The 21,429-nt window shown below is 55.7% G+C and carries 21 protein-coding genes; 15 read left to right on the forward strand and 6 right to left on the reverse strand.

Features of this window, described 5'->3' with window-relative positions; genetic code table 11:
• The first annotated feature begins 136 nt into the window (after positions 1-136).
• The 7 genes from L463_RS09745 (at position 137) to ves (ending at position 7,716) form a co-directional block, all read left to right on the forward strand.
• Positions 137-1,357, forward strand: a complete 1,221-nt coding sequence (locus tag L463_RS09745; RefSeq protein WP_032104258.1) for a succinylornithine/acetylornithine transaminase — start codon at positions 137-139, stop codon at positions 1,355-1,357.
• Positions 1,354-2,388, forward strand: a complete 1,035-nt coding sequence (gene astA, locus L463_RS09740) for an arginine N-succinyltransferase (RefSeq protein WP_017384670.1) — start codon at positions 1,354-1,356, stop codon at positions 2,386-2,388. Before L463_RS09745 ends, astA begins: the two co-directional genes overlap by 4 nt.
• A complete protein-coding gene (gene astD / locus L463_RS09735) occupies positions 2,385-3,872 on the forward strand; it encodes a succinylglutamate-semialdehyde dehydrogenase (protein ID WP_017693599.1) in 1,488 nt (495 codons plus the stop codon). Before astA ends, astD begins: the two co-directional genes overlap by 4 nt.
• Entirely contained in the window at positions 3,859-5,184 is a 1,326-nt protein-coding gene (gene astB / locus L463_RS09730) for an N-succinylarginine dihydrolase (protein WP_032104259.1), read from the forward strand. Before astD ends, astB begins: the two co-directional genes overlap by 14 nt.
• Before the next feature lie 9 nt (positions 5,185-5,193).
• Positions 5,194-6,159, forward strand: a complete 966-nt coding sequence (gene astE / locus L463_RS09725) for a succinylglutamate desuccinylase (RefSeq protein WP_032104260.1) — start codon at positions 5,194-5,196, stop codon at positions 6,157-6,159.
• 337 nt (positions 6,160-6,496) lie between these two features.
• Positions 6,497-6,991: an ATP-independent periplasmic protein-refolding chaperone Spy gene (gene spy, locus L463_RS09720; protein WP_015570753.1), complete on the forward strand. Its 495-nt coding sequence runs from the start codon at positions 6,497-6,499 to the stop codon at positions 6,989-6,991.
• Positions 6,992-7,158: 167 nt separating this feature from the next.
• Positions 7,159-7,716 (forward strand): environmental stress-induced protein Ves, encoded by a 558-nt coding sequence (gene ves, locus L463_RS09715; protein WP_017384666.1) that lies wholly within the window; start codon positions 7,159-7,161, stop codon positions 7,714-7,716.
• Here the strand turns inward: ves and cho are convergent.
• Positions 7,694-8,572 (reverse strand): excinuclease Cho, encoded by an 879-nt coding sequence (gene cho, locus L463_RS09710; RefSeq protein ID WP_063136382.1) that lies wholly within the window; start codon positions 8,570-8,572, stop codon positions 7,694-7,696. The two genes, ves and cho, sit on opposite strands and share 23 nt — an antisense overlap.
• 115 nt (positions 8,573-8,687) lie before the next feature.
• Positions 8,688-9,515: an ammonia-dependent NAD(+) synthetase gene (gene nadE / locus L463_RS09705; RefSeq protein WP_003857837.1), complete on the reverse strand. Its 828-nt coding sequence runs from the start codon at positions 9,513-9,515 to the stop codon at positions 8,688-8,690.
• A 231-nt stretch (positions 9,516-9,746) separates the two neighbouring features.
• Between nadE and osmE the strand changes: the two genes are divergently transcribed.
• The 7 genes from osmE to chbG all read left to right on the forward strand — a co-directional run bounded on the left by osmE (position 9,747) and on the right by chbG (position 15,598).
• Positions 9,747-10,091, forward strand: coding sequence for an osmotically-inducible lipoprotein OsmE (gene osmE / locus L463_RS09700; RefSeq protein ID WP_003857836.1), 345 nt, complete (start codon positions 9,747-9,749; stop codon positions 10,089-10,091).
• Between the two features lie 281 nt (positions 10,092-10,372).
• Entirely contained in the window at positions 10,373-10,690 is a 318-nt protein-coding gene (gene chbB, locus L463_RS09695; protein WP_015570750.1) for a PTS N,N'-diacetylchitobiose transporter subunit IIB, read from the forward strand.
• A gap of 80 nt (positions 10,691-10,770) precedes the next feature.
• The gene (chbC, locus tag L463_RS09690) at positions 10,771-12,129 is read left to right on the forward strand and encodes a PTS N,N'-diacetylchitobiose transporter subunit IIC (protein WP_017384664.1); all 1,359 of its coding nucleotides are present in this window, start codon (positions 10,771-10,773) and stop codon (positions 12,127-12,129) included.
• A gap of 47 nt (positions 12,130-12,176) precedes the next feature.
• A complete protein-coding gene (chbA, locus tag L463_RS09685) occupies positions 12,177-12,524 on the forward strand; it encodes a PTS N,N'-diacetylchitobiose transporter subunit IIA (protein ID WP_003857835.1) in 348 nt (115 codons plus the stop codon).
• A 29-nt stretch (positions 12,525-12,553) separates the two neighbouring features.
• A complete protein-coding gene (gene chbR, locus L463_RS09680; RefSeq protein ID WP_017384663.1) occupies positions 12,554-13,372 on the forward strand; it encodes a transcriptional regulator ChbR in 819 nt (272 codons plus the stop codon).
• Positions 13,373-13,481: 109 nt separating this feature from the next.
• Entirely contained in the window at positions 13,482-14,837 is a 1,356-nt protein-coding gene (locus L463_RS09675; protein ID WP_017384662.1) for a 6-phospho-beta-glucosidase, read from the forward strand.
• Positions 14,838-14,848: 11 nt separating this feature from the next.
• Positions 14,849-15,598, forward strand: coding sequence for a chitin disaccharide deacetylase (gene chbG / locus L463_RS09670; protein WP_032104262.1), 750 nt, complete (start codon positions 14,849-14,851; stop codon positions 15,596-15,598).
• Between the two features lie 89 nt (positions 15,599-15,687).
• On the opposite strand, the gene katE is transcribed toward chbG, so the two are convergent.
• A complete protein-coding gene (gene katE, locus L463_RS09665; protein ID WP_017693594.1) occupies positions 15,688-17,937 on the reverse strand; it encodes a catalase HPII in 2,250 nt (749 codons plus the stop codon).
• A gap of 187 nt (positions 17,938-18,124) precedes the next feature.
• On the opposite strand from katE, the gene cedA reads away from it, so the two are divergent.
• Entirely contained in the window at positions 18,125-18,379 is a 255-nt protein-coding gene (gene cedA, locus L463_RS09660) for a cell division activator CedA (RefSeq protein ID WP_071524159.1), read from the forward strand.
• Between the two features lie 48 nt (positions 18,380-18,427).
• Here cedA and tcyP read toward each other — a convergent pair whose 3' ends face one another.
• The 3 genes from tcyP to kduD all read right to left on the reverse strand — a co-directional run bounded on the left by tcyP (position 18,428) and on the right by kduD (position 21,394).
• Positions 18,428-19,819 carry a cystine/sulfocysteine:cation symporter gene (gene tcyP / locus L463_RS09655; RefSeq protein WP_015570743.1) on the reverse strand — a complete coding sequence of 464 codons (1,392 nt, stop codon included), beginning with the start codon at positions 19,817-19,819 and terminating at the stop codon, positions 18,428-18,430.
• A 127-nt stretch (positions 19,820-19,946) separates the two neighbouring features.
• Positions 19,947-20,537 carry a metal-dependent hydrolase gene (locus L463_RS09650; protein ID WP_015570742.1) on the reverse strand — a complete coding sequence of 197 codons (591 nt, stop codon included), beginning with the start codon at positions 20,535-20,537 and terminating at the stop codon, positions 19,947-19,949.
• 95 nt (positions 20,538-20,632) lie between these two features.
• Complete coding sequence (kduD, locus tag L463_RS09645) at positions 20,633-21,394, reverse strand: 2-dehydro-3-deoxy-D-gluconate 5-dehydrogenase KduD (protein ID WP_032104265.1); 762 nt, start codon at positions 21,392-21,394, stop codon at positions 20,633-20,635.
• Positions 21,395-21,429: the final 35 nt, after the last annotated feature.

The raw sequence follows: 21,429 nt of genomic DNA on the forward strand, positions 1-21,429 counted from the left end.
CATTGATATTGTGTTACCCCAACCCGTTTATGCATTTTTATCGCTGGCTGGCACGAACGCTGCAATCTACATTCACAGTGCAAACACTCAATTATTTAACATTTAAACAACCTTTTATTTACCGGATGAGGTCGCTATGTCTCTGTCAGTTACGCGTGAAAATTTCGATGAATGGATGATGCCGGTATACGCTCCGGCGGCTTTTATTCCGGTACGTGGGGAAGGCTCTCGCCTGTGGGATCAGCAGGGCAAAGAGTATATCGACTTTGCGGGTGGGATTGCGGTGAATGCGCTGGGGCATGCAAACCCGGCGCTGCGGCAGGCGCTGAATGACCAGGCGGCGAAATTCTGGCATACCGGCAACGGTTATACCAACGAACCGGCATTGCGTCTGGCGAAGAAGCTGATCGACGCCACTTTCGCAGAAAAAGTCTTTTTCTGTAACTCCGGCGCGGAAGCGAACGAAGCGGCGCTGAAGCTGGCGCGCAAATATGCGCACGATAAATTCGGCGCGCACAAGAGCGGCATCGTAGCCTTTAAAAATGCCTTCCATGGCCGCACGCTGTTTACCGTCAGCGCGGGTGGTCAGCCCTCATATTCTCAGGATTTTGCGCCGCTGCCGCCGGATATCCGGCATGCGGCGTATAACGATTTACACTCTGCCAGCGAGCTGATTGACGACACCACCTGTGCGGTGATTGTCGAGCCCATGCAGGGGGAAGGCGGCGTCATGCCCGCCCAGAAAGCGTTCCTGCAAGGGCTGCGCGAGCTGTGCGATCGGCATAACGCGGTCCTGATTTTTGACGAAGTCCAGACCGGCGTGGGCCGCACGGGTGAGCTGTACGCCTACATGCACTATGGCGTGACCCCGGATGTGCTCTCAACAGCCAAAGCGCTCGGCGGCGGTTTCCCGGTGGGGGCGATGCTGACCACCGATAAATTCGCCAGCGTGATGACCGTGGGCACTCATGGCACCACATACGGCGGCAACCCGCTGGCAACCGCTGTCGCCGGACAGGTGCTGGATATCATCAACACCCCTGAGGTGCTGAACGGCGTGAAGCAGCGTCACCAGTGGTTTGTTGAGCGCCTTACTGCCATCAATAACCAGACCGGCTTGTTCAAAGAGATCCGCGGTCTGGGGCTGTTAATAGGCTGTGAGCTTGCCCCTGAGTTTGCCGGCAAAGCGAAGCTGATTTCACAGGAAGCGGCAAAGCAGGGCGTAATGGTGCTGATTGCCGGTGCTAACGTGGTGCGGTTTGCCCCTGCGCTGATCGTCAGCGAGGAAGAGGTCAGAACCGGGTTAGATCGTTTTGCGCTGGCCTGCGAACAGGTGAAGTCCGGGGTGTCATCATGATGGTCATCCGTCCCGTTGCGCACGGCGATCTCGCCGGGCTTATGCAGCTTGCCGGTAAGACAGGGGGCGGGCTAACCTCGCTGCCTGCCGATGAAAAAACGCTGTCGGCGCGCATTGAGCGCTCCCTGCAAACCTGGCAGGGGACGTTGCCAAAAAGCGAACAGGGCTATGTGTTCGTGCTGGAAGATAACGGCACGGGAACCGTGGCGGGGATTTGCGCCATCGAGGTGGCCGTCGGGCTTAACGATCCGTGGTACAACTACCGGGTCGGCACGATGGTCCACGCCTCGAAAGAGCTGAACGTTTACAACGCGCTGCCGACGCTCTTCCTCTGTAATGACCATACCGGCGCCAGCGAACTCTGCACCCTGTTTCTCGATCCGGACTGGCGCAAAGAGGGCAACGGTTATCTGCTCTCCAAATCGCGCTTTATGTTTATGGCCGCCTTTCGCGACCGCTTCAACGAAAAAGTGGTCGCGGAGATGCGCGGCGTAATTGATGAGACGGGCTACTCGCCGTTCTGGGAGAGTCTGGGCGAACGCTTCTTCTCCATGGAATTTAGCCGGGCGGATTACCTGTGCGGTACCGGTCAGAAGGCGTTTATCGCCGAGCTGATGCCGAAGCATCCTATTTATACCCATTTCTTAACCCCTGAAGCGCAGGCGGTGATCGGCGAAGTTCACCCGCAAACCGCCCCGGCCCGCGCAGTGCTGGAGAAAGAGGGATTTCGCTACCGTAACTACGTCGACATCTTCGACGGCGGCCCGACGCTGGAATGCGACATTGACCGCGTTCGCGCCATCCGTAAAAGCCGCCTGGTTGAGGTTTCAGAAGGCCAGCCCGCGCCGGGCGAGTGGCCAGCCTGCCTGGTCTCGAACGAGAATTACACCAACTTCCGCGCCATGCTGGTGCGAACCAACCCAACATGCGAGCGTCTGGTACTGACGGCTGCGCAACTGGATGCCCTGAAATGTAACGCTGGCGACACGGTTCGCCTGGTGCGGCTCTGCCCTGAGGAGAAAACAGCATGACTCTATGGATTAACGGTGACTGGGTAACGGGCGAAGGTGACGCGCGGACAAAAACTAACCCGGTCGGCCAGGAGGTGCTCTGGTCGGGGAACGACGCCAGCGCCGGGCAGGTTGAGCAGGCCTGCCAGGCTGCACGCCGCGCGTTTCCGGCATGGGCGAAACGGCCATTCTCCGAGCGCCAGGCGCTGGTTGAGAAATTTGCTGCGCTGCTGGAGGCCAATAAAGCCGAGCTGACCCGCATCATTGCCTGCGAAACCAGCAAGCCGCGCTGGGAGGCAACAACCGAAGTCACGGCGATGATCAACAAAATCGCGATATCGGTGAAGGCGTACCATACCCGCACCGGCGAGCAGCATACCGAGATGCCAGACGGCGCCGCCACGCTGCGCCACCGTCCGCACGGGGTGCTGGCGGTGTTTGGCCCGTATAACTTCCCCGGACATCTGCCGAACGGGCACATTGTGCCTGCGCTGCTGGCGGGGAATACCGTCATCTTCAAGCCGAGTGAGTTAACCCCCTTAACCGGAGAAGCAGTCATAAAACTCTGGGAGCAGGCGGGGCTGCCGCCGGGGGTGCTGAATCTGGTGCAGGGCGGGCGTGAAACAGGTCAGGCGCTGAGTGCGCTGAGCGACATTGACGGTTTGCTGTTCACCGGCAGTGCCGGAACGGGGTATCAGCTGCATCGTCAGCTGGCGGGGCAGCCGGAAAAAATTCTGGCGCTGGAGATGGGCGGCAACAACCCGCTGATTGTGGAAGATCCGGATGATATCGATGCCGCGGTCCATCTGACCATTCAGTCGGCGTTCATTACCGCCGGACAGCGCTGCACCTGCGCCCGCCGCCTGCTGGTTAAGCGCGGCGCGCAGGGGGATGCGTTCCTGAAGCGTCTGGTGGAGGTGAGCGCGCGTCTGGTTCCCGCGAAATGGGATGCCGAGCCGCAGCCGTTTATCGGCGGGCTGATCTCCGCGCAGGCGGCGCTGAACGTGCTGAAAGCGTGGCAGGAGCACGTGGCGCGCGGGGCGAAAACCCTGCTGGAGCCGAAGCTGGTTCAGCCGGGCACGTCGCTGCTGACGCCGGGGATTATTGAGATGAGTGCGACGAGCAACGTGCCGGATGAAGAGGTCTTTGGCCCGCTGCTGTGCGTCTGGCGCTATGACGATTTTGAGTCGGCGATCGAGATGGCCAACAACACCCGCTACGGCCTGTCGAGCGGCCTGATATCGCCGCATCGCGAGAAATTCGAACAACTGCTGCTTGAAGCGCGCGCCGGGATCGTGAACTGGAACAAACCGCTGACCGGTGCGGCGAGCACCGCGCCGTTTGGTGGCGTAGGGGCGTCGGGCAACCATCGCGCCAGCGCCTGGTATGCCGCCGATTACTGCGCGTGGCCGATGGCAAGCCTGGAAACCCCGGCGCTGACGCTGCCGGAGACGCTGAATCCGGGGCTGGATTTTACAGAGGGTGACGCCCATGAAAGCGCGTGAGGTTAACTTTGACGGCCTCGTGGGGCTGACGCACCACTATGCCGGGCTATCGTTCGGCAATGAAGCCTCGACGAAGCACCGTTTCCAGGTCTCGAACCCGAAGCTGGCGGCGAAGCAGGGTCTGTTGAAAATGAAGGCGTTGTCCGATGCCGGTTTCCCGCAGGCGGTGATCCCGCCTCAGGAGCGACCAAACGTGGACGTGCTGCGCCAGCTGGGGTTCAGCGGTACGGATGAACAGGTGGTGGAAAAAGCAGGCACGCAGACGCCACACCTGCTTTCGGCGGCCAGTTCAGCCTCCTCGATGTGGGTGGCGAATGCCGCCACCGTTGCGCCGTCGGCGGATACGCTGGACGGCAAAGTGCATCTGACCGTTGCTAACCTGAACAACAAATTCCACCGCGCCAGCGAAGCGGAGACCACCGGGCGCGTGCTGCGCGCCATTTTTAATCATGAAGCGCATTTCGAGGTACATTCGGCGCTGCCGCAGGTCGCGATGTTTGGCGATGAAGGGGCGGCAAACCACAATCGTCTGGGCGGCGACTATGGCGAGCCGGGTTTGCAGCTGTTTATCTATGGACGGGAAGAGGGCGGCCACGCCGCGCCGGTTCGTTATCCGGCGAGACAAACTTTAGCCGCAAGCCAGGCGGTTGCGCGGCTGAACCAGGTTAATCCTTCTCAGGTGATTTTTGCCCAGCAAAATCCGCAGGTGATCGACCAGGGCGTGTTTCATAACGACGTCATTGCCGTTTCCAACCGTCAGGTACTGTTCTGCCACGAGCAGGCGTTTGCCCATCAGGAAAAGTTGCTGGCCACGCTGCGCGAACGCGTGCCGGGATTTATGCCGATTCAGGTGCCCACGCAGGCGGTAAGCGTGCAGGATGCGGTCGAAACGTATCTGTTCAACAGCCAGCTGCTGAGCCGGGATGATGGCAGCATGATGCTGGTGCTGCCGCAGGAGTCCCGCAACCATCAGGGCGTCTGGCGCTATCTGAGCGAACTGGTGCAGGCGGATAACCCGATTGATGAACTGCGCGTGTTTGATCTGCGGGAAAGTATGGCCAACGGCGGGGGACCGGCGTGCCTGCGACTGCGCGTGGTGTTAACGCCGGAGGAGATGCAGGCCGTGAATCCGGCGGTAATGATGAACGACACGCTGTTCAATACCCTCAATGACTGGGTGGACCGCTATTATCGCGACCGTCTGGTTCAGGCCGATCTGGTTGATCCGCAGCTGCTGCGCGAAGGCCGCGAGGCGCTGGATGCATTATCGACCATCCTGCAACTGGGATCGGTTTATCCGTTCCAGCGCTAAGGAGATGATATGGAAAACTTACTGGCGCTGACGCTGGCCGAAGAGACACCGGAGCGGCACGAGGGGGAAGGCCCCTCGTTCCACTGGCGATGGCTGGGGCCGGGCGTGCTTGAACTGACGCCGACGGGGGAATATGATCTGTCGCTGCTGCTTACGACCGGCATTCACGGAAACGAAACCGCGCCCGTGGAGATTGTCGATCTTTTGCTGCGCGCGCTGTTTCGCGCAGAGATCACGCTGCACTGCCGTCTGCTGGTGGTGCTGGGAAATCCGCCTGCGCTGGCGCAAAATAAACGGTATCTCGTGAGCGACATCAACCGCATGTTTGGTGGTCGCTGGGCGCAGTTTCCACAGAGTGATGAGACGACACGCGCGCAATGGCTGGAGAAGGTGGTCACGGCGTTTTTTGCCGGGGCGGGGGAAACGCGCTGGCACCTCGATCTGCATACGGCCATTCGCGCCTCGTACCACGTGCGTTTTGGCGTGTTACCGCAGCGTCATCAGCCGTGGGATGAGGCGTTTCTGACCTGGCTTGGCGACGCGGGGCTGGAGGCGCTGGTCTTCCACCAGACGCCAGGCGGCACGTTTACCCACTTCACCTGCGAGAATGTTGGTGCGTTATCCTGCACCCTGGAGCTGGGAAAAGCGCTGCCGTTCGGGCAAAACGACCTGACGCGTTTTGCCCCTACGCATCAGGCGCTTCGGGCGTTGCTCGCCGGGGTTGCGCCGGAACCCACCCGGGAACCCGTCGTGCGCTATCGGGTCGTGCAGCAGATCACGCGTCAAAGCAAGGCTTTCCAGCTTCATATGGCGCCCCATACGCTGAACTTTACGCCGTTTCGCCAGGGCGTCCTGTTGGCAGAAGATGGTGAGACGCGCTATGCGGTACAGAAATCCACGGAATATGTTTTATTTCCTAATCCGTCGGTCGCGTTTGGTTTGCGAGCTGGCCTGATGCTGGAAAAAATGCCCTGATCGTCTCCCCTCGCGCAGACCGGAGGGGAAATGAAGAATAAATTTCTTAGCGTTAAAAGCGCTCTGGTATTGTTTGCGGAATATTCCTGGAGAATTGCTTTATTATTAAACGGCACTTCGCTATACTTCTCCATAATCTCTTTAAAATCATCCTGTTGAATATTTTTGTTTCATCTCTCCACGCTTTTTCCTTAATTTCTCCACAATTGGCGAAAAGTTGTTTTTTACACTTTCATTGTTTTACCGTTGCTCTGACTAATTGACGATAAACCCCGTAAAGTTAATCTCGTCAACACGGCATAGCGCCGAAGAATAACTGAAAGTAAGGAAAGACATTATGCGTAAATTAACTGCACTGTTTGTTGCCTCTACCCTGGCTCTGGGCGCTACCAGCATGGCGTTCGCCGCCGATACCGCGACCACTACCGCCGCGCCGACGGAAGGCAAAATGATGATGCATCATAAAGGCAAGCCGGGTATGCACCATGAGATGATGATGTTTAAAGATCTGAACCTCACCGATGCGCAGAAGCAGCAGATCCGCGACATCATGAAAAGCCAGCGTGACCAGATGAAACGTCCTCCGCTGGAAGAGCGCCGCGCAATGCATGACATCATTGCCAGCGACAGCTTCGATAAAGCAAAAGCGGAAGCGCAGATCGACAAAATGGCCGAGCAGCATAAAGCGCGCATGCTGGCCCACATGGAAACCCAGAACAAGATTTACAACATTCTGACGCCGGAACAGAAAAAGCAATTTAATGCCAATTTTGAGAAGCGTCTGACAGAACGTGCAGCGCCGGAAGGTAAAATGCCTGCACCAACCGAATAATCGGTTCACTCTCTTAAGACCGCCGGGCTCCTGTCTACAAAAGCGAAAACGCTGTGGACAGGACCGGCGGTTTTTCTTTTATCCCATGCCTAAGGTCTGGCCTGACTGCTGCCGATAATACGTCTGTGAAAATGCCCTGGCGCACGGTGCGTCCTTCAGGAGTGGTCATGGAATTCTTTGATATCCGTAAAATGCCGGTCAGTCTCTGGCGTAATGGTGCGGGTGAGACGCGTGAGATTTGCTGTTTTCCTCCCGCGACGCGGGATTTTTTCTGGCGGGCCAGTATTGCCTCCATCGCCAGTAACGGCGAATTTTCCGCGTTCCCGGGCGTTGACCGGGTGATTACGCTGCTGGAGGGCGGTGAGGTGACCCTGGATGCAGGCAGGGCGTTTTGTCATACCCTGAAGCATCATCAGCCTTACCGATTTGCGGGCGATCTGGCGGTGAAAGCCGTGCTCACAGAGGGGCAGATGTCGATGGACTTCAACATCATGACCCGACGGGATTGCTGCCAGGCAAAGGTGCGCGTTGCTACCCGGACGTTCACTACCTTCGCATCACGCGGTGGGGTGGCATTCGTATTAAGCGGCGCCTGGCAACTGGGCGACAAATTACTGACCGCCGATCAGGGCGCCAGCTGGGAAGCGGGCAGTCATACCCTCCGTTTACTGGAAACGAAGGGGTCGCTGCTGTTCAGTGAAATTACCTGGCTGCCGGGTCATTGAGGACGATGATCTCATATTTTCCGGTTAACAGTGGCTTGCAGAGAATTTTGTAACCATCCTGATCGAAACCGGCAGGGGTGCGCAGCAGAGCGGTAGCGTCATCCAGATTTTCAACGGCGCCAAGCCAGAGCCAGTTGCGGATGATGTGATAGTGCGTCATCCCATCGCGGGTTTCTTTCAGCGCCACCGCGCCTTCCCACGGCCAGCAGTTAACGCTGATAGAGGCAAGGCCAGCCATAAACCGGGCATGATGTTCTTCAACGCTCTCTTTTCCACAGCACGCCCCGGCGCAGCGTTTCAGCGCTGAGCGGAAACAGGCGCGACCACGGGTGGTGGCTTCCAGTCCTAACAGGCCGTAACAAAGCTGTAATTCATCAGCCAGGGATTGCAGGGTTTGCAGTGCGGCACGTTTGTTGGCAAACAGACCGTAAAGATTGGGTTCATGCGAAAAATCCACTTCCCGGGCATAAACGACCTGCGGTTTTCCTGCGTTAATCTGCAAGGAACACAGCTGGCGGTTGCGGCGCAGGCGTTTGTTAAACAGCGGCTGCTGTTCCTTGATGAGCCGGGCTTCGAGCAGAAGCGCGCCCAGTTCGCCTGCCGTCTCGATCCAGGTGATCCGCCGGGACTGCCTGAGCATCGATGCTTCATCCGGCGTACGCAGGTGCGACATCACCCGGCTGCGGATATTCACGCTTTTGCCGATATAGAGCGGCATGGTGTCGCTGTCGCCGTGGAAGAAATAGACGCCAGGCTGTTTAGGCAGTGCCTCAAGCCAGGGGCGAAGATGCTCGGGATATTCGTAGATAGCCGCCGCTTCGAACTCAAGACGCGGGGCGGATTGACGCCTGCTCACATACTGCTCCATATACTGTTCAGGCATACAGTGTAGCAGGTGTTTGGTGGTTAAAAAAGAGCCAGGTGGCGGCTACGCCTTACCCGGCCTGCAAAGCGGAGTTACCGTTTTGCTTTTACTTTTTCCAGAAATCATCAAACACCGTAATGGGCGGACGGCGCTTATGCTCGGTTTTCAGATACCAGCCTTCGATAATTTTAGCGGTACCTTCGTCGAGCGTTTTGCCTTCCAGATAATCATCGATGTTGTCATACGTAACGCCCAGCGCCGCTTCATCCGGCAGGGAAGGGCGATCGTCCTCCAGGTCCGCCGTTGGCGCCTTCTTATACAGGTGCTCCGGGCAGCCCAACGCCGCCAGCAGTTGCTTACCCTGACGCTTGTTCAGGCGGAAGAGGGGGTTGATATCCGTGCCGCCATCGCCGTATTTGGTGAAGAAGCCGGTGATGGCTTCCGCGGCGTGGTCAGTGCCGACGACGACCCCTTTGGTCATCCCTGCGATACTGTACTGCGCTTTCATGCGCTCACGGGCTTTCTCGTTGCCGCGGACAAAATCGCTCAGTTCAATACCGGCTTCACGCAGGGCCTGCTCGCTGGCCAGTACCGAACCTTTGATGTTTACGGTAAGAACACGGTCCGGCTGAATAAACGCAATCGCATCCTGACAGTCCTGCTCGTCGGCTTGCACGCCATACGGCAGACGTACGGCAATAAATTGCAGCGCGGTGTCACCGGTCTCGTCACGCAGCTCGGAGATGGCCATCTGGCTCAGCTTACCGGCCAGAGTGGAATCCTGACCGCCGCTGATGCCCAGCACCAGCGTCTTCAGGAAAGGGTGTGCAGACAGGTAAGCTTTCAAAAAATCAACGCTACGACGGATCTCTTCATTGGCATCAATCGCAGGTTTCGCGCCCAGCGCCTGAATAATTTCTTGTTGCAGAGCCATTACGCCCTCCCTATGCAGAACCAAACAGAAAGTGTGATCTGTTAAAACTAACCCTTTGTCGGGGAAACGACAAGGATCACAGTTTTGAGTGTACTGTTTTACAGCGATTTAGCAGCTTACCGTTGTTTTATTAGAATTTTCCGAAATTCGTCTGGCGTAACTCGCAAAGTTGAACAATAGTAATTTTTATCCCATGCTTAGTTAACACGCTGATAAACAAGAGGACGGAATATGAACAAGAACGTAGCAGGAATTTTAAGCGCAGCGGCGGTACTGACTATGCTGGCAGGGTGTACAGCTTACGATCGCACTAAAGATCAGTTCACACAGCCAGTGGTAAAAGACGTCAAAAAAGGCATGACGCGTTCCCAGGTTGCAGCCATTGCCGGTAAACCTTCTTCAGAAGTCACTATGATCCACGCGCGTGGTACCTGCCAGACCTATATTCTGGGTCAACGTGATGGTAAGGCAGAGACCTATTTTGTCGCCCTGGATGATACGGGTCACGTGATCAATTCTGGTTACCAGACCTGTGCCGAATACGACACCGACCCACAGGCACCTAAGGCACAGTAAGCCTGCTTGCCTGAGAGCGTTAACAAACCGGCCGGAAGGCCGGTTTTTTTATGCATACGTGAATCTTATTTCTTGGCGCGAATTATTTGCCTGAAATGTGAAGGTAGTCAACAAGCCAGGTCAATGAGAGACAATTTCAGTCTATCCAGAATTATCCCCTCCCTGTACCATTGCGTATACTCACTTCAACGACAAACAATGTTCAGCACACTGCCCGTCAGCCAGGATAGCGAGTCGAGTGATAGCGAGACGGCGGGTAGCCAAACAAGAGGGAAGTTATCATGGAAAAGAAACATATCTATCTGTTTTGCTCTGCGGGCATGTCCACTTCGCTGCTGGTTTCCAAAATGCGCGCGCAGGCCGAAAAATATGAAGTCCCTGTGGTGATTGAGGCGTTTCCGGAAACGCTGGCGGGCGAGAAGGGTCAGACAGCCGACGTTATTTTACTCGGGCCGCAAATCGCTTATATGCTGCCAGAAATTCAGCGTCTGCTACCCAATAAGCCGGTCGAAGTGATCGATTCCGTTTTATACGGCAAGATTGATGGTTTAGGTGTATTAAAAGCTGCCGTTGCGGCGATTAAAAAAGCTGCTAATTAATTTTTTATTTTTCCCGTCAAAGAGTTATTTCACACACAATACGCCGTAACGGTCGTTGCGGCATTTAAGGGTATTTTCCTATGAGTAAAGTCATCGCTTCACTTGAAAAGGTACTCCTTCCTTTTGCTGTTAAAATAGGAAAGCAGCCTCACGTTAATGCCATTAAGAACGGCTTTATTAAATTAATGCCGTTGACATTAGCCGGGGCAATGTTCGTTTTAATTAACAACGTTTTTCTGAGCTTTGGAGAAGGTTCCTTTTTTTATTCATTAGGAATTAGGTTAGATGCTTCAACTATTGAAACCCTTAATGGTTTAAAAGCCATTGGCGGCAACGTATACAACGGTACGTTGGGTATTATGTCGCTAATGGCGCCTTTCTTTATCGGAATGGCGCTGGCGGAAGAGCGTAAAGTGGATCCGCTGGCGGCAGGCTTACTGTCCATTGCCGCGTTCATGACCGTCACACCGTACAGCGTGGGCGACGCTTATGCCGTTGGCGCCAACTGGCTGGGTGGGGCAAACATCATTTCCGGTATTATTATCGGGCTGGTGGTGGCCGAAATGTTCACCTTCATTATTCGCCGTAACTGGGTTATCCGCTTGCCGGATAGCGTTCCGGCCTCTGTTTCTCGTTCATTTTCCGCGTTGATTCCGGGCTTCATTATTCTCTCCATCATGGGGATTATTGCCTGGGCGCTCTCTCACTGGGGCACAAACTTCCACCAGATCATTATGGACTCTATCTCAACGCCGCTGGCGTCGATGGGTAGCGTGGTCGGTTGGGCGTATGTCATCTTTACCTCCCTGCTGTGGTTCTTTGGCGTGCATGGTTCACTGGCACTGGCGGCGCTGGACAGCGGTATTATGACCCCATGGGCACTGGAAAACGTCGCGCTTTACCAGCAGTACGGCTCCGTCGATGCGGCGCTGGCGGCCGGTAAAACCTTCCATGTGTGGGCGAAGCCGATGCTTGACTCCTATATCTTCCTGGGCGGTACCGGGGCGACGTTGGGTCTGATCATCGCGGTCTTTATTGTCTCTCGCCGCGCCGACCATCGTCAGGTTGCGAAGCTGGCCCTGCCATCAGGCATCTTCCAGATTAACGAGCCGATCCTGTTTGGTCTGCCAATTATCATGAACCCGGTGATGTTCATTCCCTTCATCCTGGTTCAGCCGCTGCTGGCCGCGATTACGCTGACGGCGTACTACCTGGGCATTATCCCGCCGGTGACCAACATTGCGCCGTGGACGATGCCGGCTGGTCTGGGCGCGTTCTTCAACACCAACGGTAGCGTGGCGGCCTTCCTGCTGGCGATATTCAACCTCGGGATTGCAACCCTGCTCTACATGCCGTTCGTGGCGATTGCGAACAAGGCCGCAACGGTTATCGATGAAGAAGAGAGCGAAGAGGATATCGCCCTCGCACTGAAATTCTAAAATTGCACGGCGCGGGGCAACCCGCGCCAGCGGAAAGGAGCTTAAAGATGTTAGATTTAGAGAGTATCGTTGCCGAAGAAACCGCAGAGAATGATCTGGAAGAGGTGGTGATGGGCCTCATCATCAACTCCGGGCAGGCACGCAGCCTGGCGTATGCGGCGCTTAAGCAGGCTAAGCAGGGCGACTTCGTTGCCGCGAAAACCATGATGGAGCAGTCCCGTACAGCGTTAAACGAAGCGCATCTGGTGCAGACGAAGCTCATCGAAAGCGACCAGGGCGAAGGGAAGATGAAAGTGAGTCTGGTGCTGGTACATGCGCAGGATCATCTGATGACCTCCATGCTGGCACGCGAGCTGGTCGCGGAGCTCATCGAGCTTCACGAGAAGATGCAATAAGTCAGTTGAAGTAGCAGGAGGTCAGCACGATGGAAATCAAAACCGCACATGAGCAACAGCTGTTTAATGGCAAAAATTTTCACGTGGTGATTTACAACAAAACGGAGAGCGCCAGCGGTCTGCACCAGCATGACTACTACGAGTTCACGATTGTTCTGACCGGCCGCTACTATCAGGAGATCAACGGTAAGCGCGTCCTGCTTGAGCGTGGCGATTTCGTCTTCCTGCCAATGGGATCTTATCACCAGAGCTTTTATGAGTTTGGTGCGACACGCATTCTGAACGTAGGGGTGAGCAGGCGTTTCTTCGAGAAGCACTATCTGCCGCTGGTGCCGTTCTGCTTTGTGGCGTCACAGGTGTATCGCGTTAAAAATGAGTTTATGACCTGGATTGAAACGGTTATCGCATCGCTGAATTTCCGCGACAATGAATTTGATGAATTTATTGAAACCGTGACGTTCTACGTCATGAATCGCCTCCGCCATCACCGTGAAGAACAGCAGGTGGTGGATGATATTCCTCAGTGGCTGCGCAGTACCGTGGAGCTGATGCACGATAAAGGACAGTTCAGCGATAACGCCCTGGAGAATATGGTGGCGCTGTCGGGTAAATCGCAGGAATATTTGACGCGCGCCACGCAGCGTTATTACCGTAAAACGCCTGTGCAAATCATTAATGAAATCCGCATTAACTTTGCCAAAAAACAGCTGGAAATTACTAACTACTCTGTCACCGATATCGCTTACGAATCGGGTTACAGCAGCCCCAGCCTGTTTATTAAAACCTTTAAAAAATTGACTTCATTCACACCGAACAGTTACCGCAAAAATTTAACGGTAATTAATTAACTTTCGGCGGTTTATCCGCCAGGAACAGTGACGTAATGGCTTGCCCAAATAGCGGGAAGAGTACGCTATACCTTGCAGGCGATTAACCTGATATGCTAAGGGAGATATTATGCAACAGAAATTAAAAGTCGTAACCATTGGTGGCGGCAGCAGCTATACCCCGGAATTACTTGAAGGTTTCCTGAAACGGTATCATGAATTACCGGTCAGCGAATTATGGCTGGTGGATGTTGAAGAAGGTCAGGAGAAGCTGAATATTATCTTTGAACTGTGCAAACGCATGGTTGAAAAAGCGGGCGTGCCCTTAACCGTGCATAAAACGCTGGATCGCCGCCTGGCACTGAAAGATGCTGACTTCGTGACCACGCAGCTGCGCGTCGGCCAGCTGAAGGCGCGTGAGCTGGACGAGCGCATTCCGCTGAGCCACGGTTATCTGGGCCAGGAAACCAACGGGGCAGGTGGCCTGTTTAAAGGCCTGCGTACTATTCCGGTCATTTTTGACATCATTAAAGACGTGGAGGAGATCTGCCCGAACGCCTGGGTGATCAACTTTACCAACCCGGCCGGGATGGTCACCGAGGCAGTCTATCGCCACACCGGTTTCAAACGCTTTATCGGCGTCTGCAATATTCCGATTGGCATGAAGATGTTCATCCGCGATGTACTGGAACTGACCGATAACGATGATCTCTCCATTGATCTGTTCGGCCTGAATCACATGGTCTTTATCAAAGATGTGATAGTGAACGGGCAATCGCGCTTTGCGGAACTGCTCGACGGCGTCGCCTCTGGTCGCCTGACCGCGGCCTCGGTGAAAAACATTTTCGATCTGCCGTTCAGCGAAGGGCTGATCCGCTCCCTGAATCTGCTGCCGTGCTCGTATCTACTCTACTACTTCAAGCAGAAAGAGATGCTGGCCATTGAAATGGGCGAATACTACAAAGGTGGCGCACGCGCTCAGGTTGTACAGAAAGTAGAGAAGCAGCTTTTTGATTTGTATAAAGATCCGAACCTGAACGTCAAACCGAAAGAGCTGGAGCAGCGCGGCGGGGCATACTATTCGGATGCCGCGTGTGAAGTGATTAACGCCATTTACAATGACAAGCAGGCCGAGCACTATGTAAACGTTCCCCATCACGGGCACATCGACAATATCCCGGCAGACTGGGCCGTTGAGATGACCTGCATTCTTGGGCGCGAGGGTGCAAAACCACATCCCCGCATTACCCACTTCGACGATAAGGTGATGGGCCTGATTCACACCATCAAAGGCTTTGAAGTGGCGGCGAGCAATGCGGCCCTGAGCGGCGAACTGAATGACGTGCTGCTGGCGCTGAACCTCAGCCCGCTGGTGCATTCTGACCGTGACGCTGAAAAACTCGCGGGTGAGATGATCCTGGCGCATGAAAAATGGCTGCCAAACTTTGCTGCAACGGTTGAGAAACTGAAACTCACACACCGTTAAGAGGAGGCGCGATGGAAAACCTGCTGATCGTCAATGCCGATGATTTTGGCCTGTCAAAAGGGCAGAACTACGGCATTATTGAAGCCTGTCGCCGGGGCGTCGTGACCTCTACAACAGCGCTCATCAACGGTGAGGCGGTGGAACATGCGGCGCAGTTAAGCCGTGAGCTGCCCGAGCTGGGCGTGGGCATGCACTTTGTGCTGACGCTTGGGTTGCCCCTTTCGCCAATGCCGGGCCTGACGCGCGACGGCCAGCTGGGGAAATGGATTTGGGAAATGGCGGAGCAGGACGCTCTGCCGCTCGATGAGATTGCCCGCGAGCTGGATTGCCAGTTTAACCGCTTTGTGGATGTGTTTGGCCGCGAGCCTACCCATATTGACAGCCATCATCATGTGCATATGATCCCGGCGATTTTCCCGCTTGTGGCAGAGTTTGTGCAACGTAAAGGCGTGGCGATGCGCGTGGATCGTGAGGTGCGCGGGTTGCCGGACGTCGCGGTGACGTCAACGGAGGGGTTCAGCAGCGCATTTTATGGCGACGAGATCGACGAAGCGCTGTTCCTGAAGGTGCTGGATGACTCCGCCGCAAAAGGGGAGCGCTCGCTTGAGGTAATGGCGCACCCGGCGTTTGTCGATAACATCGTACGTAAGAGCGCCTACTGCTGGCCGCGTCTGGCAGAACTGGATGTGCTGACGTCGGCGTCGTTAAAGTACGCGATTGCCGAGCGTGGGTATCGTCTGGGGACGTTCAGGGATCTTTGAGTTAAAGCCCGGTGGCGGCTTCGCCTTACCGGGCCTACAAAAGCAATCGAAATGTAGGCCGGGTAAGCGCAGCGCCACCCGGCTTTTTTTTACGCCGGTATCTGGTCAATCTTACTGCTGCGCGACCACACGCGGTGGGCGGCAAGCAGGTCAAACAACCGGGTCATAAACGCATCGTCAATGTTATCACCTTCGACAATGCCTTCTTCCCCTTGATCCGGTACCTTCAGCAGAGATTTAAACTTCCGCGCATCGCCTGCCAGGGCGATTGGCTTCAGGTGCTTATAGGCTTCCAGCAGATAATAGGCGGCATCACCGTTACCGAGCAGGCTCTCAACGTCGCCGCACGGCATAATCACCGCGTCAACCGTCAGCGACGGTGCCCCGGCGAAGGTCGCGGCAATTGGCAGGACAGAGCCATCGTCGGCTGTCACTTCACCCATGCGGGAGTAAAGCAGTTTGGCATGTACGCCCTGGGTTTTGAGCGCCTTCATGATCCCCAGCACGTCGCTGGCGCGCGGTTTATCATTCAGCAGGATAGCCACTACGCGGCCTTTAATTGACCCGCCAGGTACCGCGTACAGGCTCAGGGACGGATCCTTCTTCAGCCCGTTCACGTCTTTTGGCGGTGCGGCATGGCATTGCTCGTCAGTCAGCGTGATGCCGAGATTATTCGCCACGCCCTGAGCAAGCTGGATATCAATATGCGCCAGATGGTCGACCACGCGCTCGCGAATGTAGGTACGCACCACTTTGCTCAGCTCAAAGCTGAAACCGCCGATAATGTGCTGCTGTTCAATCGGGGTCTGGCTGTTCCAGAACAGGCGAGGCTGAGCGTAATATTCGCCGAATGACGGGCTGCGCTCGCGAATTTTTGTTCCGTCCACGCGCTCCTGATACGACTCAAATCCGCCACGTTTTGGCCCCGGCGGGGTTTCACGCGGCCAGTTATCGTTAATGGAGTTTGGCTCGTAGTTCGCCGGGTTGGTATCGATATCCTGGCGATGCATCCCGTCACGCTGGAAGTTATGGTACGGGCAGGTCGGACGGTTGATAGGAATTTCGTGGAAGTTCGGTCCACCGAGACGGCTGATCTGCGTATCGGTGTAAGAGAACAGACGGCCCTGTAGCAGCGGATCGTTGGTGAAATCCAGCCCCGGCACAATATGGCCCGGGTGGAACGCAGCCTGCTCATTCTCCGCGAAGAAGTTATCCGGGTTGCGGTTAAGCACCATTTTGCCCACTAGCTGAACCGGCACCAGCTCCTCAGGAATAAGCTTGGTCGGGTCGAGCAGGTCGAAGTCGAATTTGAACTCGTCCTCTTCCGGGATCAGCTGTAACCCCAGCTCGTATTCCGGGAAATCACCGGCTTCAATGGATTCCCACAGTTCGCGACGGTGGAAGTCCGGATCGCGCCCGGTCAGCTTCTGTGCTTCATCCCACACCAGGGATGCTTTCCCCGCGACCGGTTTCCAGTGGAAACGCACAAACGTCGCTTTGCCTTCAGCGTTAATCAGACGGAAGGTATGAATACCAAACCCTTCCATGGTGCGATAGCTGCGTGGGATCCCCCGGTCAGACATCGCCCACATCACGTTGTGAAGGGTTTCCGGTTGCAGGGAGACGTAGTCCCAGAAGGTGTCATGCGCACTTTGTCCCTGCGGTATGGCCCAGTGTGGCTCTGGTTTTACCGCATGGACAAAGTCAGGGAACTTATGCGCATCCTGAATGAAGAAAACCGGGGTGTTATTCCCGACGAGGTCGAAAATGCCCTCTTCGGTATAGAATTTGGTGGCGAAGCCGCGGATATCACGCACCGTATCGGCCGAACCCGCGCCGCCCTGTACTGTAGAGAAGCGCACAAATACCGGTGTGATTTTGTTCGGATCGGAAAGGAAATCCGCCTTCGTGATCGCCTTCAGGCTCTTGTACGGCTGGAAATAGCCGTGCGCCGCGGAGCCGCGAGCGTGAACGATACGCTCAGGAATACGCTCATGGTCGAAATGGGTGATTTTTTCCCGCAGGATGAAATCTTCCAGCAGCGTCGGGCCGCGCGTTCCGGCGCGCAGGGAGTTCTGGTCATCGGCGATGCGCACGCCCTGATTGGTGGTCAGCGCATAGCCTTCACCCCCTTTGCGGTGCGGGTCGAGAGATTTTAACTTTTCGTTGTCCGCATCGGGTGACTTCATGCTTCCCGGTGCAGTAGGTTGCTCGCCCGGCGCGGACAGGCCCGGCGACGGTTTATGAGAGCCATCCGCAGGGGCGAGTGAGTCCATTCCCGGTTGAGATTCTTCGGTGCCATGAATAGGGGCTTGATGTGGTTTATCATTGTTCGACATTGCACGATTCTCCTTTGTTCGTTCCTGAAAACCCTATTAAGGATAGAACAATGTGATGAATTAGCAGGCGAACTAAGCGTTTTCAGATAAGTGATTAGCGAAAGGAGTCATCTGCCTCACGTCAGGCGCGACGGGTGGGGGGAGAATCGGCTATGATAGAAATTTCCTGCTTTAAGAATTTGCTTTAGTGAACCCGTCGCTTATGAAACCTCTTCGTCAACAAAACCGCCAGGTTATTAGCTATGTGCCCCGCGTTGAACCCGCGCCGCCTGACCATGCCCTGAAAGTGGATGGTTTTCGCGATGTCTGGATGTTACGGGGTAAATACGTTGCCTTCGTGCTGATTGGCGAGCACTTCCGTCGCTCCCCTGCGTTTACGGTGCCGGAATCGGCGCAGCGATGGGCTGTGCAGACCCGCCAGGATGAAGAGGTTGAAGAATAACAGCCATAAAAAAACCGCCCGCAGGCGGTTTTTTTATTTCAGCCGTGATTAACGATGGGCCAGTTCCGCATCTTCTTCACTGTCGAGAATCGTTTTGTCGGTCTGCTTCAGCCACTGGCTGGTCAGGGTACCGGCGGTCATTGAGCCACTCACGTTCAGGGCGGTACGCCCCATATCGATCAGCGGTTCAACAGAGATCAGCAGGGCAACCAGCGTCACCGGCAGTCCCAGCGCAGGCAGAACGATCAGCGCAGCGAAGGTCGCGCCGCCGCCCACGCCCGCAACACCGGCGGAGCTAATGGTCACGATACCCACCAGCGTCGCAATCCAGACCGGATCCAGCGGGTTAATCCCCACGGTTGGGGCAACCATCACGGCCAGCATCGCCGGGTAGAGACCCGCACAGCCGTTCTGCCCGATGGTGGCGCCAAAGGAGGCCGAGAAGCTGGCGATAGACTCCGGTACGCCCAGACGACGGGTCTGTGCTTCCACGTTCAGCGGGATAGATGCCGCGCTGGAACGGCTGGTGAAGGCGAAGGTCAGCACCGGCCAGACTTTGCGGAAATATTTCAGCGGGCTAACGCCGTTCACGCCCAGCAGGATACCGTGCACCACAAACATAATGCCCAGCCCCAGATAAGAGGCGATCACAAAGCTGCCAAGCTTGATGATGTCTTGCAGGTTAGAGCCTGCCACGACTTTGGTCATCAGCGCCAGGACACCGTACGGCGTCAGCTGCATGACCAGACGCACCAGCTTCATCACCCAGCTTTGCAGGGTATCGATGGCTGTCAGAACGCGCTCGCCTTTCGGCGCATCGTCCTTCAGCAGCTTGAGCGCAGCGACGCCCAGGAATGCCGCGAAGATCACCACGCTGATAATGGAGGTTGGGCTTGCGCCGGTCAGGTCAGCGAACGGGTTCTTCGGAATGAAGGAGAGCACCATCTGCGGAACGGTCAGATCGGCCACTTTACCCACGTAGTTGGTCTCAATCGCCGTCAGACGCGCGGTTTCAGCGCTACCCTGCACCAGACCTTCAGCAGTCAGGCCAAACAGATTGGTTACCAGCACACCCACCAGCGCCGCAATCAGCGTGGTGAAGAGCAGGGTACCAATGGTCAGGAAACTGATTTTACCCAGTTGAGAGGCATTATGCAGGCGGGCTACGGCGCTCAGAATAGAGGCGAATACCAGCGGCATAACGATCATTTGCAGCAGCTGTACATAGCCGTTACCGACAATGTTGAACCACTGAATAGAATCTTTCAGTACCGGGCTATCGGAGCCGTAAATGGCGTGTAAGGCCAGGCCAAACACCACGCCCATGACCAGACCGACCAGTACCTTTTTCGCCAGGCTCCACTGTTTGTGGCGAGCCTGGGCGAGAAGCAATAGCAATACGACGAACACAACAATGTTCGCGATGAGTGGAAAATTCATCCCCGTTCTCCTGATTTATTATACGGTCGGTTTTTACCGAACCTGTTGGCGCAAGGTTATCAGAAGTGTGATGTCGCGCTTATATCCATATGGAATGGTTTATGACAAAAGTGATTATATTGTCGGTTTAATGTTCAATCTGGTGATTAATAAAACGATTGAACTGAAATTGTAGCGAGTTGATCATTTGCGATGACCAGCGCACTGCACCATTTTCGGGCAATGTCTGCGGCATCCACACGGCATACGCAAACAGCGCCATACACAGAACGCGCTCCAGCTGGTTGCCTTTTTGCGGCACGAGGATTGGCAGACGGAAACGCCAGCGGCAGGGCCAGAGCAGCGGTACGCCCGCTGGCGTCAGCATATCGGCGAGGATATGGCTTAAGTAGCCGAGCACCATGCCCTGAATGGCATCCGCCGGGACGATCCAGCTCTCCGGAACCTTCAAATAGAAGAGTGTAAGCAGGCCGAAGACGGCCAGCAGGCTGTGGGTAAACCCGCGATGACCAAAGGCTCTGGCGATGGGTTTTGAAATCCACTTCAGCCGCTGGCCAAGGAATGACTTTGGATGATCTATGTCCGGCAGCAGGCAGGTCAGCACGGCGGAAGGGACAATATGCCACCAGTCCCCCTGTGCCAGCACAGGGGTCAGTTCAGCGTTTTTGGCAAACACTGCACAGGCAAGTGAAAAAAGCAGGTGGCCTTCCGCCGTCATGATAAAACCCAGTAAACTGTCGATTCATACAGTATAGGGTTTTTATACAGTGTGTGAAAGAGGTGACGGTGTAACTCTTTGTCACAAACGCGCGGTTAGCGCGCCAGCCAGCCACCGTCTACGGCGAGGGTATGGCCGTTAACGTAATCAGAGGCCGATGAGGCCAGGAACACCACCGGACCCTGTAAATCCTCCGGCAGACCCCAGCGACCCGCCGGAATACGGTCGAGGATCGCCTGGCTGCGCTGCTCATCATCGCGAAGCTGCCGGGTGTTATTGGTCGCCATATAACCCGGCGCAATAGCATTCACATTAATGCCCAGCGTTGCCCATTCGTTCGCCAGCAGGCGGGTGAGGCCCAGCACGCCGCTTTTGGACGCCGTATAGGAGGGCACCCGGATGCCGCCCTGGAAGGAGAGCATGGAGGCAATGTTAATAATCTTGCCGCCCTGACCCTGCGCGATAAACTGTTTCGCCACTGCCTGAGAGAGGAAAAAGACCGATTTCAGATTGAGATCGATGACCTCGTCCCAGTCCTTCTCGCTAAATTCCAGCGCATCAGCACGGCGGATGGTGCCGGCATTGTTAACCAGAATATCGATGCGGCCCATCTCAGCGACTGCGGCATCCACCACGCTCTGAATACTCTCCTGCTTGCCAAGATCGGCGCGAATCGCGATAAAGCGACGTCCCAGCGCCGTAACGCGCGCTGCCGTTTCGTCAGGAACCTTGCGGTTAACCCCCACGATATCACATCCTGCCTCGGCGAGGGCAATGGCCATACCTTGCCCCAGACCGGTATCGCACCCGGTCACCATCGCCACTTTTCCTGCCAGAGTAAAAGCATCCAGTATCATACGCGCCTCAGAAGTCAGGTTATTGTCATTCTGCA

Origin of the sequence: Enterobacter sp. BIDMC 27 (genome assembly GCF_000534415.1) — a bacterium.
GTDB lineage: Bacteria > Pseudomonadota > Gammaproteobacteria > Enterobacterales > Enterobacteriaceae > Enterobacter > Enterobacter hormaechei_C.

Bases quoted from the DNA above. Each gene is read 5' to 3' on its own strand.
- L463_RS09745 (WP_032104258.1), top strand. From the start codon at position 137: ATGTCTCTGTCAGTTACGCGTGAAAATTTCGATGAATGGATGATGCCG.
- astA (WP_017384670.1), top strand. From the start codon at position 1,354: ATGATGGTCATCCGTCCCGTTGCGCACGGCGATCTCGCCGGGCTTATG.
- astD (WP_017693599.1), top strand. From the start codon at position 2,385: ATGACTCTATGGATTAACGGTGACTGGGTAACGGGCGAAGGTGACGCG.
- astB (WP_032104259.1), top strand. From the start codon at position 3,859: ATGAAAGCGCGTGAGGTTAACTTTGACGGCCTCGTGGGGCTGACGCAC.
- astE (WP_032104260.1), top strand. From the start codon at position 5,194: ATGGAAAACTTACTGGCGCTGACGCTGGCCGAAGAGACACCGGAGCGG.
- spy (WP_015570753.1), top strand. From the start codon at position 6,497: ATGCGTAAATTAACTGCACTGTTTGTTGCCTCTACCCTGGCTCTGGGC.
- ves (WP_017384666.1), top strand. From the start codon at position 7,159: ATGGAATTCTTTGATATCCGTAAAATGCCGGTCAGTCTCTGGCGTAAT.
- nadE (WP_003857837.1), bottom strand. From the start codon at position 9,515: ATGGCTCTGCAACAAGAAATTATTCAGGCGCTGGGCGCGAAACCTGCG.
- osmE (WP_003857836.1), top strand. From the start codon at position 9,747: ATGAACAAGAACGTAGCAGGAATTTTAAGCGCAGCGGCGGTACTGACT.
- chbB (WP_015570750.1), top strand. From the start codon at position 10,373: ATGGAAAAGAAACATATCTATCTGTTTTGCTCTGCGGGCATGTCCACT.
- chbC (WP_017384664.1), top strand. From the start codon at position 10,771: ATGAGTAAAGTCATCGCTTCACTTGAAAAGGTACTCCTTCCTTTTGCT.
- chbA (WP_003857835.1), top strand. From the start codon at position 12,177: ATGTTAGATTTAGAGAGTATCGTTGCCGAAGAAACCGCAGAGAATGAT.
- chbR (WP_017384663.1), top strand. From the start codon at position 12,554: ATGGAAATCAAAACCGCACATGAGCAACAGCTGTTTAATGGCAAAAAT.
- L463_RS09675 (WP_017384662.1), top strand. From the start codon at position 13,482: ATGCAACAGAAATTAAAAGTCGTAACCATTGGTGGCGGCAGCAGCTAT.
- chbG (WP_032104262.1), top strand. From the start codon at position 14,849: ATGGAAAACCTGCTGATCGTCAATGCCGATGATTTTGGCCTGTCAAAA.
- katE (WP_017693594.1), bottom strand. From the start codon at position 17,937: ATGTCGAACAATGATAAACCACATCAAGCCCCTATTCATGGCACCGAA.
- tcyP (WP_015570743.1), bottom strand. From the start codon at position 19,819: ATGAATTTTCCACTCATCGCGAACATTGTTGTGTTCGTCGTATTGCTA.
- L463_RS09650 (WP_015570742.1), bottom strand. From the start codon at position 20,537: ATGACGGCGGAAGGCCACCTGCTTTTTTCACTTGCCTGTGCAGTGTTT.
- kduD (WP_032104265.1), bottom strand. From the start codon at position 21,394: ATGATACTGGATGCTTTTACTCTGGCAGGAAAAGTGGCGATGGTGACC.